A 12,847-nucleotide genomic window follows, 5' to 3' on the forward strand; every position below is an offset into this window, starting at 1 on the left:
GTGTCACGCCCGGTGATGCGGCTGTTCGGGGTCGATGTCGTCAGGGCCGGAAGTCTGCGCGCCGGGCGCTCCGGTCCCGGGCGGGCCCGCCGGCATCGGCGGGTACGGCAGGCCGAGCCCGCTGGGCGGGGTGGCCGGGGCGGTGCCGCCGACGACACGGTGGGGCGGCGTGGCGGCCGTCTCGGCCCCGTGCCCCGGCGTCGAACCGGAGGCGGAGGGACGTGCCGCACCCCGCAGCACGTAGGCCACCGCACCGAGGATCGCCGCGGTGATCAGCGCGGCGACCCAGTCCGGGAGCCCGGCCGCGAGGCCCAGCCCCAGGGCGAGCGCGAGGGCCGCGCCCGCGTACAGGGCGACGGCGCCGGACGCGGCGTACAGCATGGCCCGGCGGCGCTGCCTGCGCGTCTGCTCGCGCAGTTCGTCACGTACCGTCTCGCGCGCCACCTGCGCCAGCTCGTCGACCAGTTGCTTGTCGAGATGCTCAAGGTGATCCAAGCGGTCCATGGCCACCGAGTACCCGTACAGGCGTACGCATAACAGGGAGTGAGGGGATCGCGTGAAACGATCTCCGACCGCGGCTGTCCCCAACTAGGCTCTGGGCATGGAGATTCTGGGAGCCACGCTGCGCGTGTGCGTCGACGATCTGGAGGCCGCGGTCCCCTTCTACGAACGCCTCGCGGGCGGCACGGCCCTCCGCTTCGAACGCGGGGGCGTGCAGGTGGCCGCGATCGGCTGCTTCCTGCTGATGAGCGGTCCCGAGGCGGAGCTGGAGGTGCTGCGCAAGGTCGCGGCGACGATCGCCGTCAAGGACGTCGAGGAGACCCACCGGGTGCTCAGCGAACTGGGTGCCCGGATCATCGCCGGTCCGGTTCCGACGCCGGTGGGCCGCAATCTGATCGCCATGCATCCGGACGGGGTCGTGTACGAGTACGTGGACCGTCAGGCCTGACCGAGGGCCGCCACCACGAGGTCGGTGAGCAGTGCCCCCGCCGTGCCCTCGGGGTCCAGATCGGGGTCGTAGATGGTGACGTTGAGGCCGACGCAGTGCGGTGAGGCCAGCAACGGCTCCAGGAGCGCGACGAGTTCCCCGGGGGTGAGGCCGTCGGGGTCGGGACTGTCGACGGCGGGCATCACGGACGGGTCGAGGACATCCGCGTCCAAGTGCACCCAGTAGCCGTCCAGTTGCGGGATCTCGAACGCCTGCCGGGTCACCGAGGCGAGCGTCCCCGCCCCCCATTCCCGTACGTCACCGACGGTCACGACGGGGATCCTCAGCTCGGCGAGTTCGGCACGCTCCGCCTCGAAGCAGTCACGGATGCCGAAGTACCGCACGTCCTCGTCCCGCAGGTAGGGCCCCAGCCCTTCCAGGTTCGTCAGGTCCTCCTGCCCCCGCCCGGTGGCCAGGGCGACCTCCTCGCCGCCGGCCGCGCCGACCCGGTCGGAGTTGCCCGGGTGCCGGAAGTCGGGCGAGGCGTCCAGCACCGCCAAGCCGTACCGGCCGATGCGGCGCAGCGCCAGGGCCGCGCCCAGGTTGATGGAGCAGTCGCCGCCCAGCACGACGGGGAAGTCCCCGGCGCGTACATGATGCTCGATGCGGTCGGCGAGCCTGCGGGTGTACGCGGCGATGGCCGCAGCGTTGAAGACTCCGTCGCCCTCCTGCCAGTCCCCGCGGTCGTAGCGCGGCGGCACCACCACCCCGCCCTCCGACGCCCTGAGTCGCTGGACGATGCGCTGCTCGCGCAAGGCGCCGGCCAGCTTGTGGCAACCGGGCACGGTGCCGGGAGCGGGCGGGCGCAGACCCAGGTTGGAGGGGGCGTCGAGCACCACGAGATTCGGCATGCGACCCATTCTCGCCGAACGATGCAGATCAGATGAAGATCAACCGCAAGCCCGCATCTCGACGGTGAGCGCCCACCGTTCGTGGTCGCGCCAGGCCCCGTCGATGAAGAGCATGTTCGGTGAGAAGCCCTCCAGCCGGAATCCACAGGCGCGGGCGAGGGCGATCGAGGCGGTGTTCGCGGGCTGCACGTTGATCTCCAGCCGGTGCAGTCGCATCGGCCCGAAGGCATGCCCGATCACGAGGTCGAGCCCCTCCCGCATCAGTCCGCGCCCGGCGGCGTGGGCGAAGGCGCCGTAGCCGAGGGCGCCGCTGAGGAAGGCGCCCTCGACGATGTTGTTGATGTTGATGAACCCGGCGATGCCCCCGCCGTCGTCCTTCGCGCAGACCAGGAACCCCGCCTTGCTCGGGTCCTCGATCAGCCGCCCCGCGTAGGCGGCGTACGCCGCGGCGTCGTCCGGCGGCCAGAGCCAGGGGTGGTGCAGTTCCTTGCTCTCCCGGGCGCGGGCGGTGAACTCGGCGGCGTCCTCGTAGGTGAAGTGACGTATGCCCACGCGGGGGCCTTCGGCGAGACAGCGGGTCGCGGGATGGGGCATTGCGCCAGCCTACGACGGCGCGCGGGGCATGTCGTTCGGATCGGATCGCCCACGACGCCCCGCCACGCACCACCTAGCGGCGCCGGCTCATGAAAAGCACCCCGAGCAGCACGCCGACGACGCCGACGCCGAGCAGTGCCAGCCACAGCGGCATCGTCACCAGTGGCACCAGCAGCCGGATCTCCGTCGTGCGGGTGTTCTCGAAGATGAAGACCAGGGCGAGGGCGAGGAGCACCAGCACGGTGATCCCCTTGGGGGTCAGCGCCTCGCGCCACCCGGTTCGCGTCCCGCCCGCCTTCCTGTCTCTCCGCGAGGTCTTGGCGGTCATAGCACCAGGATGCTCCCCAGGCCGCGCTCACGCATGGTGAGCACGGCCGCGTGGGGTGGCTCAGCCGATCACCGGCAGCCGCAGCACCCCCGTGTCCCCGGGCGCGCTGACCACCGTCACCGGCTTGATCCCGCGGTTGCCGAAGTACGCGTCGTCACTCGCCGCGATCACGAACCGCAGCCGGTGGCCCTGCTGATACCGGTGCACGATCCCCGGCAGCGTCACGGTGAAGCGCTTCCTGACGTCGGGCACCCGTACGGGCGCGACCAGCCGGTGCACCAGCGTCTGCTTTCCGTCGGGCGCGACGTCGTACAGCTTGGCGAACAGGACGAGCTTGTCGGCGGCGTCCCGGGAGTGCTGGGTACGCTCGGCCACCGGGGAGACGACCTTCAGGGTGGCCCGGGGAGCGCCCACGACGTCCGTCGTGCGGGTGAGCGGCTCACTGGTCCAGGCGAGGTGGGTGCCCGGGGTGTCGTACGGCGCCGGGTCGGGGAGCCCGAGCATGCCGTACAGCGAGTTCTCCGAATGACTCGTGGAGAAGGGCCGGTTGGTGTACGTACGGCTGCCGCGGACCACCTCGGCGCGGTGGTCGACGAGCTTGCCGTCGCCGGAGAGGTGGAGTGTCCGGTTGGGCGTGGGGACGCGGTCGGCGGTGGCGTAGGTGCTGTCCGGGTCGGTGATCCAGTCCCGGCGGTAGGCGAAGGCGGGCCCGGTGTCGACGCTGTTCCCGCGCAGGTGGCGGTCGAACCAGGCGAGGATGCGCCGGCCGACGTAGCTGGTCTCCAAGTTGCCCTGGGAAAGGTTGAGTTCACCGGTGGCGGGAGCGGTGAGGCCGCCGCTGTGGCCCCAGGACTGCCAGATCATCTTCGTCGGTGTGCCCTGGGCCTTGAGCATCCGGTACGTCGCCGTCGCCTCGTTGAGGTTGAAGAGGCTGTCGGCCTGGCCCTGGACGAGGAGGGTGGGGGCCTTGACGCGGCTCAGGTACGACACCGGCGAGACGCTGCGCGCGTAGGAGAGCAGCTCGGCGGTCTGCTTCGCCGGGTAGCGACCGGAGTTGAGTGTGCGGATCGTCTCGCAGGCCTTGGTGACGAAGTGCAGGCAGGCCAGGGCGTTGATACGGGAAGGGTCGAGGTTCGGCTCCAGCAGGGGCTGGCCCTCGCCGATGAGGTAGAAGGCGTTGGTCCACTGCCACTTGAAGGCACCCGGCACGCCGCCGCTGCCGACGGCGTTGTTCGGGTCGAGGGAGTGGGCCAGGTCGTGCCACGTGATCATCGGTACCAGCGCGTCGACGCGCCGGTCCACGGCGGCCGTGGCCAGCTGGACGGCCCCGCCGTAGGAGCCGCCGATCATGCCGACGCGTGGGTCGCCGGGTGCGTCGAGGGTGACGAAGTCGGCTCTGGTGCCGTCGTCGGCGGCGCGTCGGCCGCCGAGGAAGTCGACGAGCTGCGAGGCCGCGGCACCGTCGATCCTCGGGTCGTCGAGGGAGATCAGGCAGCCGGATCTGCCGAAGCCGAGCCCGGAGTAGACGAGGGAGACGTATCCGCGCTGGGCGAAGGCCCTGCCGATGGCGTCGGTGGAGCCGTCGGACTTGCTGCCGCCGAAGCCGTTGGTGGCGAGCACGGCGGGCGCGCGGTGGCCGCGGTCGGCTCCCGTCGGACGGTACAGGTCGGCGTCGACGGTGCAGGCGCGGCCTCCCGCCTGGACGGTGAACCTCAGGGGGGTGACGGTGAACCGGCCGTCCGCGGCGGCGGCCGGGCCGGTGAGCGCGAGGGGTGCGGTGAGCGTGGCGCCGAGGACGAGAGCGAGAAGGGCTCGGGATCTGGGCACACGACGGGACACGAAGACCTCCACACTGAGGGCAGCCCTGCATACCGACCGGTAAGTACCAGCCGTTGTCATGGTGTGACACGTGTCAGAGCGGGTCAATCGGCGGGACGGGTATTTCTTGACGGGCATTCAGTGACGGGGCCTCAACGCAGCGCCGGTTCGTCGAGCGTCAACGTGCCCGCGTCGGCGTCGAGTTCGGCGCTCACCCCGAACGGGATCGTCAGCGCACCCTCGCCGTGCCCGAACCCGAACTCCTCGGCGACGGGCACACCGAGGCCGCCGAGCCGGTCCAGGAGCAGTGCGCGCACCCGCTCGTACGGCTCGCACGCGTGCCAGGAGCCCAGCAGCACCCCGCGCACCCCGTCGAACAGGCCGGCCCGCAGCAATTGGGTCAGGTAACGGTCCAGCCGGTACGTCTCCTCCCCCACGTCCTCCAGGCACAGCAATCCGCCGCGCGCGGAGGTCCGGGCGTGCGGGGTGCCCGCCTCCGCGGCGAGCAGGCACAGGCAACCGCCGAACGTGACCCCCCGCGCCCGGCCCGGAACCAGTGGCGAGCCGGTGGAGGTGATCGTGCGCACCGACTCCGGTTCGAACAGCGTGGCCTTCAGATGCTCCTGTGCCCGCGCGTTCTTCAGGAAGTCGATGCCCGCCGCCATGGGCCCGTGGAGGGTGGCCAGACCCAGCCGGGTGGCGAACGCCTCGTGCAGCACGGTGATGTCGCTGAAGCCGACGAACACCTTGGGTCCGGCGGCGCGCATCGCGTCCCAGTCCAGCAGGTCGGTCATCCGCTGCACGCCGTATCCGCCCCGGGCGCACAGCACGGCGTCGACCGACGGATCGCACCAGGCGCCCTGCAGATCGGCGGCCCGGTCGGCGTCCGTGCCCGCCAGGTAGGCGAAGTCGTTGTGCCGGTCCAGCACATGGGGGGCCACCACCGGGTCGAGGTCCCAGCCGCGCAGCACGTCGAGCCCGGCCTGCAGCCGCTCCTCGGGCACGGGCCCGCTGGGGGCCACGACCGCCACGCGGGCGCCGGGGGCGAGTCGGCGTGGCCGGACGAGGGGGCGCAGGGTCGGGGTCACGTGGTGAGCTCCAGGTTCGGGACGCCATGCGGGTTCAGGCCGAACACCTGGGCGTACAGGGAGAGTTCCGACTCCAGGACGCGGATCATCGTCTCCGCCCGTCGGAATCCGTGGCCCTCCCCCTCGAAGGCGAGGTAGGCGTGCGGCACCCGGCGCCCCTGCAGGCGGGCCAGGAACCGCTCGCACTGGGCGGGCGGGCAGATCACGTCGTCCAGGCCCTGGAGCAGCAGGAAGGGCACGGTGAGGCGGTCGGCGTGGGCGGCGGGCGAGCGCTCGGCGTATCTGGCCGGCACCTCGGCGAGCGGGCCCACGAGGGTTTCCAGGTAGTGGGACTCGAAGTCGTGGGTCTCACCCGTGCCCCAGCCGGCCAGGTCGAGGATCGGGTAGAGGATCGTGCCGCAGGCGTAGACGTCGGTCGTGGTGAGGGACGCGGCCGCCGTCCAGCCGCCCGCGCTGCCGCCGCGGATGGCGAGCCGGGCGCGGTCGGCGGTGCCCTCGTCGGCGAGGGCGAGCGCCACGGCCGCGCAGTCCTCGACGTCGACCACGCCCCACTGCTCGCGCAGCCGGTTGCGGTACGCGCGGCCGTAGCCGGTGGAGCCGCCGTAGTCGACCTCGGCGACGCCGATGCCGCGCGAGGTGAAGTAGGCGATGGTCAGGTCGAGCACGAGGGGCGCCCGGTCGGTGGGGCCGCCGTGCGCCCAGACGACGTACGGCGCCGGGGTGTCCGTGGGGGCCACGCAGGTGGGGTTGTGGGGCGGGTAGATGTGGGCGTGGATCTCGTCCCCGCCGGGGCCGGTGAAGGTGCGGATCTGCGGCTCGGGATAGTAGGCGGGGTCCACGGCGTCGTCGTGCTCGGCCCCGATCACCCGGGATCTGCCGGTGCAGGTGTCGAGTTCGACCACCTCGTAGGCGCTGCGCGGACTGGCGCCGACGGCGATCACGCGCTCTCCGTACGCCGCGAGCGTCGGCGCGATCTCGGTCCACGGCCCGGCCGCGTCGACGATCTCGCCGGTGTCCGGATCGAGGATCCCGAGGGCCGTCGAGCCACGGCCGTGCACCACCGCGACGAGCCCGTCCGCCAGCGGGGCGAACCAGCGCAGACCGAGCTTCCACAGCGGCCCGCCGAACTCCTCCTCGCGCGGGCACAGGGGCACCCCGTCGCGGTAGAGGTTCCACCAGCCGCTGCGGTCGCTGACGTACAGCAGGCGGCCGTCGTGCGACCAGTCGACCTGGGCGATCGACTCCTGAGGGCCCCCGGCGACGGTCCGCGGGCCGTCGAGGGTGCCGTCGGCCCCGACGTCGGCCACCAGCAGCTCCGTGCCGTCCCAGGGCATGCGCGGATGGTCCCAGGCGAGCCATGCCGCGCGCCGCCCGTCGGGCGAGATCCGGGGGCCGGTGACGAACCGGTGCCGGTCGTCGGTGAGTTCCCGTACGGCACCGCGGTCGTCGGCGGCCGAGCCGTCCAGGGGTACGGCGGCCAGGACACGCCGTACATCGGCGGGCCCCTCCCCCGTGAACTCCTCCAGGACGCACCACACTTCACCGTCGTCGAGCCGCAACAGCGGTTCCACCCAGCGCAGTCCACCGCCCACCGCGGACACGGGGGTGAGCGGACGCGGGTCGCCGCCCTCCTCGTACCGGTAGAGCCGCTGGTCGGCGAAGTCGACGAAGACGACGAGCGGCCGGCCCTCGACCATCGCGCCCGCCCAGGGCTGTCCGCCGTACTCGACGACCCGGCTGCGCACGTTCCACGGGGCGGGCAGGACCGACTCCTCGCGGCCGTCGGTCCGGCGCCGTACCAGGGTCCGCCGGCCGCCCTCCGTGGGGCGCGGCTCGGTCCACCACGCCTCGTCGCCCACGAAACCCACGTACTCGGGACGACCGTCGTGCGCGGCGGCCAGGGCCGCGTCGATGGGCGAGGGCCAGGAACCGTAGGCAAGTGTCCGCACTGTCTCCCCCACCCCGCCTAGGCCGTCCGCAGGAAACGGTCGAGCACCCGGACGCCGAAGTGCAGCGCCTGCACGGGTACCCGCTCGTCGACGCCGTGGAACATGGCCCCGTAGTCGTATCCCTCCGGCAGCTTCAGCGGGGAGAAGCCGTAGCCGGTGATGCCGAGCCGCGAGAACTGCTTGGCGTCCGTGCCGCCGGGCATGCAGTACGGCACGACGTGCCCCTCGGGGGCGAAATCCTCGACAGCGGCGCGCATCCGGGCGTACGTCGGCGAGTCCAGCGGCGCCTGGAGGGCGACGATCTCGCGGTGGAGGTACTCCCACTCCACGTCGGGGCCGGTGAGGCGGTCGAGGGTCTCGTGGAACTCCTCCTCGCCGCCCGGGAGACAGCGTCCGTCGACATACGCGACGGCCTCCCCCGGGATCACGTTCACCTTGTAACCCGCCTCCAGCATCGTGGGGTTGGCGCTGTTGCGGACGGTCGCCTCGACGAGCCGGGCCGCCCGGCCGAGCTTCTTCAGCAGGCCGTCCACGTCGTCCAGGTCGGCGTCGAGGCCGTACAGCGCGGCGAGTTCGGTGAGGGCGGCGCGGACCGTCGGGGTCAGCCGCAGCGGCCACTCGTGCGCGCCGATCCGGGTGACGGCCGCGGCGAGGCGGGTCACCGCGTTCTCCCGGTTGGGCTGGGAGCCGTGCGCGGCCCGCCCGCGTGCCGTGAGCCTGAGCCAGGCGGTGCCCCGTTCACCGGCCGCGATCGGGTAGATCTGCCGCCCGTCGCCGTCGTGGAAGGTGAACGCGCCGGACTCGCCGATGCCCTCGGTGCAGCCCTCGAACAGCCCGGCGTGCCGATCGGCGAGGAATCCGGCGCCGTCCTCGGCGCTGGCCTCCTCGTCCGCGGTGAACGCGATCACGACGTCCCGCCGGGGCCGGACGCCGTGCCTTGCCCAGGCCCGCACCACGGCCAGGATCATCGCGTCCATGTTCTTCATGTCGACCGCGCCCCGGCCCCACACCACCCCGTCGCGGATCTCCCCGGAGAAGGGGTGCACGCTCCACTCGGCGGCCTGGGCGGGCACGACGTCCAGGTGACCGTGGACGAGCAGCGCGTCCGCCGACGGGTCGGTGCCCTCGATGCGGGCGACGACGTTGGTCCGGCCCCGGGTGCGCTCCAGCAGGGTGGGCTCCAGACCCGCCTCGGCCAGCCGCGCGGCCGCGTACTCGGCGGCGGGGCGCTCCTGGCAGTCCCCGCCGCCGCGGTTGGTGGTGTCGACGCGGATGAGGTCGGAGGTGAACGTCACGACCTCGTCCAGTGCCTGCTGGTCAGCCATACTGCTCCTCCACCGCCGCCGAGGCGATCGTGGTCACTGCCTTGAAGGTACGGATTCCCGCGTACATGTGCTCGCTCGTGTACGCCACCTTCCGCTCCCCGGTCCGTTCCACACCCGGGACGACGGTGACGGCCATCGCCAGGTGCTCGGCGTCGAACTCGACAGCGACCGTGAACGGCCCCGCGCGCACCGGTTCCTGACGGACCGCCAGCGAGGCGGCCTCCTTGGCCGCGGCGCGGATGCCGGCGGCGGTCCTGGCCGGCGTACGGCACACCGCCGCGTACCGCGAGACATGGTCCTTGACGGCGACCTTCAGCGCGCCGGGCGCGTACCCGAGCGCGTCCTCGCAGGCCACGTCGTCGCCGGTGACGAGCACGACGGGCACGCCGTACTCGGCGGCGACGTGCGCGTTCAGCAGCCCCTCGCTCGCGCGGACGCCGTTCAGCCACACCCCTGTGATCTGGTTCGCGAGGTAGGTGTGGGCGAGGACACCCTCCATGCCGGCGCCCGCGTGGTAGCCGACGAAGGCGATCCCGTCCACGTCGCCGTGCTGGACGCCCTCGACCATGGAGAGTTCCTTGTGCCGGCCGGTGAGCATCTGAGCCCGCTCGTCGAGCCGTTCCAACAGCAGGTTGCGCATGGACCAGTGCGCCTCGTTGATGACGACGGCGTCGGCGCCCCCGTCGAAGAATCCCCGCACGGCGGCGTCGACGTCCGAGGTGAACATCCCGCGGCACCGCTCCCACTGTGGCGTCCCCGGCAGCACGTCCCCCGGCCAGGTCACGCCGGTGGCGCCCTCCATGTCGGCGCTGATGAGGATCTTCATGTTCCGTCACGTTACGCGCCGAGGGGGAAACCCGCCATGAAGCGGGCGAACGCCACTTTCACGCCCCCGGGGCCCGCTTGTCAGCCACCCGCTGCGGGCACTACTGTCACCACGCCTTGGTGAACGGGAAATCCGGTGTGATGCCGGTGCGGCCCTCGCCACTGTGAATCGGGAAGTCCGGCTCCAGCCCTCACGGGCAGCCACTGGGTCCCTCCGGACCCGGGAAGGCGGAGCACGGGCGGTGGTACCCGTCAGCCAGGAGACCGGCCAAGGCACGTCAACCATCCACGAGGTGCTGGAGAGGGTCTGCTGAGCCATGCACATAGCCGAGGGTTTCCTGCCTCCGGCGCACGCGGTCGCCTGGAGCGTAGCGTCGGCGCCGTTCGTCGTCCACGGAGTCCGTTCACTCACCCGTGAGGTCAGGGAGCATCCCGAGAGCACCCTGCTCCTCGGCGCCTCCGGAGCCTTCACCTTCGTCCTGTCCGCGCTCAAGCTGCCGTCGGTGACCGGGAGCTGCTCCCATCCCACCGGCACGGGGCTGGGCGCCATCCTGTTCCGGCCCCCGATCATGGCGGTCCTGGGCACGATCACCCTGCTCTTCCAGGCGCTGCTGCTCGCGCACGGCGGTCTGACCACGCTCGGCGCGAACGTCTTCTCGATGGCGATCGTCGGGCCATGGGCCGGATACGCCGTCTACAAGCTGCTGCGGCGTTTCGACGTGCCGCTGATGGTCGCCGTCTTCTTCGGCGCGTTCGTCGCCGACCTGTCCACCTACTGCGTCACCAGCGTCCAGCTGGCGCTCGCCTTCCCCGACCCGGGCAGCGGATTCCTGGGCGCGCTCGGCAAGTTCGGTTCCATCTTCGCCCTCACGCAGATCCCCCTCGCGGTGAGCGAGGGCCTGCTCACGGTGCTCGTCATGCGGCTGCTGGTGCAGTCCAGCAAGGGCGAACTGACCCGGCTTGGCGTGCTCCTCGCCAAGAAGCAGTCCCGGACCGAGACGGAGGCGGTGGCCCGATGAGCAAGAACACCAGGATCAACCTCGTGCTGCTGCTCGTGGTGGCCGCGCTGGCCGTGCTGCCGCTGGCGCTCGGCCTCGGCGACCACAAGGAGGAGCCGTTCACGGGCGCCGACGGTGAGGCCGAGTCGGCGATCACCGAGATCGAGCCGGACTACGAGCCCTGGTTCTCACCCCTGTACGAACCGCCGTCCGGTGAGATCGAGTCGGCGCTGTTCTCCCTGCAGGCGGCCCTCGGCGCCGGAGTGCTCGCCTACTACTTCGGTCTGCACCGGGGGCGGCGGCAGGGTGAGCAGCGGGCGCTGGAGCGGGAACGGGACCGGGACCGGGAGGCCGGGAGCGTCCCGAGCGGCACCGCCGGGAAGTCGTCGGCCGAAGGGGACTGAGCCCGCGTGCTGCCGATCGACGCGGCGGCGCACAGCAGTCGCTGGCGCCGCCGCCACCCCGTGGACAAGGCCGTGCTCGGGCTGGGTCTCACCGCGCTCGCGATCTCGCTGCCGCCCTGGCCGGGCGGGGCCCTGGTGCTGGTCACCGCCCTGTTGGTGCTGCTGGGTCCCGCGGGGGTGCCGGGGCGCCGGCTGTGGCGGGCGTACCGGGTGCCGCTGGGCTTCTGCGTGACCGGCGCGGTGACGCTGCTCGTCCAGGTCGGCGGTCCCGGGGGCATGGTCTCGCTCGCCGACGGCGGTCCGCTGCGCGCCGGGGAGCTGCTGCTGCGCACCTCGGCGGCCTCCCTCGGGGTGCTGCTGTTCGCCTTCACCACGCCGATGTCCGATCTGCTGCCCCGGCTGGTGAAGGCGGGGGTGCCCGCGCCGGTGGTCGACGTGGCCCTGGTGACGTACCGCATGAGCTTCCTGCTCCTGGACTCGGTGCGCCGCATCCGGGAGGCCCAGGCGGCTCGGCTCGGGCACATGAGCCGGGCCGCGGAGTGGCGTTCCCTGGCCGGGCTCGGCGCCGTCGCCTTCGTGCGCGCATTCGACCGGGCCACCCGGCTCCAGGCCGGGCTCGCCGGGCGGGGGTACGACGGTACCCTGCGCGTCCTGGTGCCCGAGGCCCGGGTCTCCGTCCGTTTCACGGCCGCGAGTTGCGTGCTGCTCGCAGCGCTGGCCGCCCTCACCCTCGTACTGGAGAAGGCCCTGCCATGAGCGAGCCCACCGCCCTGGTCGCCCTGCGGGGCGCGTCCTACGCCTATGAGGACGGCCCCCTCGTTCTCGACGGCCTCGACTTCGACGTGCACGAGGGGCGCGCGCTGGCGCTGCTCGGGCGCAACGGCACCGGCAAGACCACATTGATGCGGCTGCTCAGCGGCGGACTGCGCCCGCATCAGGGCCGGTTGACGGTGGAGGGTTCCCCGGTCACCTACGACCGCAAGGGGCTGACCCGGCTGCGGACGACCGTCCAGCTGGTGGTGCAGGACCCCGACGACCAGCTGTTCGCGGCGTCCGTCGCCCAGGACGTGTCCTTCGGCCCGCTGAACCTCGGCCTCGCGGATGCCGAGGTACGGGCGCGGGTCGACGAGGCGCTCACCGCCCTGGACATCACCGCGCTGGCCGACCGGCCCACGCACCTGCTGTCGTACGGGCAGCGCAAGCGCACCGCCATCGCGGGCGCGGTGGCGATGCGGCCGAGGGTGCTGATCCTGGACGAGCCGACCGCCGGCCTCGACCCCGACGGCCAGGAACGCCTGCTGGCCACCCTCGACGGGCTGCGCGCGGGCGGCACCACGGTGGTGATGGCCACCCACGACGTCGACCTCGCCCTGCGGTGGGCGGACGACGCGGCGCTCCTGACGCCGTCCGGTGTACGCACCGGCGCCGCGCCCGCGATGCTGGCCCGCACCGACCTCCTCCAGCAGGCCGGCCTGCGGTTGCCCTGGGGCATCGCGGCCACCCAGGTGCTCCGCGCGCACGGCCTGCTGGACGACGCGGCACCCGGCCCGCGCAGCCCCGCCGACCTGGCCGTCATGGCTCGGACGCAGACCCCGCCCGCGGTTGCGGCCGACGGCTGACGTTCCCGTACGAGCGCACTCGGGTGATACATCCCGCGCTGGGGAGTCCAAGGCGCGCCG

14 protein-coding genes and 1 riboswitch are annotated in these 12,847 nt (G+C 72.5%); of the genes, 5 read left to right on the plus strand and 9 right to left on the minus strand.

The annotated features are described in order from the left end of the window. Positions 1-3: 3 nt before the first annotated feature. The gene (locus ACFYNL_RS28985; RefSeq protein WP_388808167.1) at positions 4-504 is read right to left on the minus strand and encodes a phage holin family protein; all 501 of its coding nucleotides are present in this window, start codon (positions 502-504) and stop codon (positions 4-6) included. A 97-nt stretch (positions 505-601) separates the two neighbouring features. Here ACFYNL_RS28985 and ACFYNL_RS28990 point away from each other — a divergent pair, with 97 nt between their 5' ends. Then, positions 602-949, plus strand: a complete 348-nt coding sequence (locus tag ACFYNL_RS28990; protein WP_388808168.1) for a VOC family protein — start codon at positions 602-604, stop codon at positions 947-949. Here the strand turns inward: ACFYNL_RS28990 and ACFYNL_RS28995 are convergent. The 8 genes from ACFYNL_RS28995 to ACFYNL_RS29030 form a co-directional block, all read right to left on the minus strand. Beyond that, positions 940-1,839 carry an arginase family protein gene (locus ACFYNL_RS28995; RefSeq protein ID WP_388808169.1) on the minus strand — a complete coding sequence of 300 codons (900 nt, stop codon included), beginning with the start codon at positions 1,837-1,839 and terminating at the stop codon, positions 940-942. The genes ACFYNL_RS28990 and ACFYNL_RS28995 overlap by 10 nt on opposite strands. Before the next feature lie 39 nt (positions 1,840-1,878). Further along, complete coding sequence (locus ACFYNL_RS29000) at positions 1,879-2,433, minus strand: GNAT family N-acetyltransferase (protein WP_388808170.1); 555 nt, start codon at positions 2,431-2,433, stop codon at positions 1,879-1,881. A gap of 73 nt (positions 2,434-2,506) precedes the next feature. Beyond that, the gene (locus ACFYNL_RS29005) at positions 2,507-2,761 is read right to left on the minus strand and encodes a DUF1049 domain-containing protein (RefSeq protein ID WP_388808172.1); all 255 of its coding nucleotides are present in this window, start codon (positions 2,759-2,761) and stop codon (positions 2,507-2,509) included. A 60-nt stretch (positions 2,762-2,821) separates the two neighbouring features. Further along, complete coding sequence (locus ACFYNL_RS29010) at positions 2,822-4,600, minus strand: CocE/NonD family hydrolase (RefSeq protein ID WP_388808174.1); 1,779 nt, start codon at positions 4,598-4,600, stop codon at positions 2,822-2,824. A gap of 131 nt (positions 4,601-4,731) precedes the next feature. Next, entirely contained in the window at positions 4,732-5,655 is a 924-nt protein-coding gene (locus tag ACFYNL_RS29015) for an LD-carboxypeptidase (protein WP_388809076.1), read from the minus strand. Positions 5,656-5,663: 8 nt separating this feature from the next. Beyond that, a complete protein-coding gene (locus tag ACFYNL_RS29020; RefSeq protein ID WP_388808176.1) occupies positions 5,664-7,628 on the minus strand; it encodes a prolyl oligopeptidase family serine peptidase in 1,965 nt (654 codons plus the stop codon). 5 nt (positions 7,629-7,633) lie between these two features. Continuing rightward, positions 7,634-8,941, minus strand: coding sequence for a M20/M25/M40 family metallo-hydrolase (locus ACFYNL_RS29025; protein ID WP_388808177.1), 1,308 nt, complete (start codon positions 8,939-8,941; stop codon positions 7,634-7,636). Then, the gene (locus ACFYNL_RS29030; RefSeq protein WP_388808179.1) at positions 8,934-9,767 is read right to left on the minus strand and encodes a M55 family metallopeptidase; all 834 of its coding nucleotides are present in this window, start codon (positions 9,765-9,767) and stop codon (positions 8,934-8,936) included. Before ACFYNL_RS29030 ends, ACFYNL_RS29025 begins: the two co-directional genes overlap by 8 nt. Positions 9,768-9,867: 100 nt before the next feature. Further along, a riboswitch (cobalamin riboswitch) is annotated at positions 9,868-10,054 on the plus strand. A 29-nt stretch (positions 10,055-10,083) separates the two neighbouring features. Here ACFYNL_RS29030 and ACFYNL_RS29035 point away from each other — a divergent pair. The 4 genes from ACFYNL_RS29035 to ACFYNL_RS29050 are packed head-to-tail and all read left to right on the plus strand — an operon-like array spanning position 10,084 to position 12,787. Further along, a complete protein-coding gene (locus ACFYNL_RS29035) occupies positions 10,084-10,785 on the plus strand; it encodes an energy-coupling factor ABC transporter permease (protein ID WP_388808180.1) in 702 nt (233 codons plus the stop codon). Then, on the plus strand, positions 10,782-11,168 hold the full coding sequence (locus tag ACFYNL_RS29040) for an energy-coupling factor ABC transporter substrate-binding protein (RefSeq protein WP_388808182.1): 387 nt from the start codon (positions 10,782-10,784) through the stop codon (positions 11,166-11,168). Before ACFYNL_RS29035 ends, ACFYNL_RS29040 begins: the two co-directional genes overlap by 4 nt. 6 nt (positions 11,169-11,174) lie before the next feature. Then, positions 11,175-11,924 carry a cobalt ECF transporter T component CbiQ gene (cbiQ, locus tag ACFYNL_RS29045; protein ID WP_388808184.1) on the plus strand — a complete coding sequence of 250 codons (750 nt, stop codon included), beginning with the start codon at positions 11,175-11,177 and terminating at the stop codon, positions 11,922-11,924. Further along, a complete protein-coding gene (locus ACFYNL_RS29050; RefSeq protein ID WP_388808186.1) occupies positions 11,921-12,787 on the plus strand; it encodes an ATP-binding cassette domain-containing protein in 867 nt (288 codons plus the stop codon). The genes cbiQ and ACFYNL_RS29050 overlap by 4 nt, the downstream gene beginning before the upstream one ends. Positions 12,788-12,847 lie beyond the last annotated feature (60 nt).

This window comes from Streptomyces sp. NPDC007808 (genome assembly GCF_042868655.1).
Taxonomy (GTDB): Bacteria; Actinomycetota; Actinomycetes; order Streptomycetales; family Streptomycetaceae; genus Streptomyces.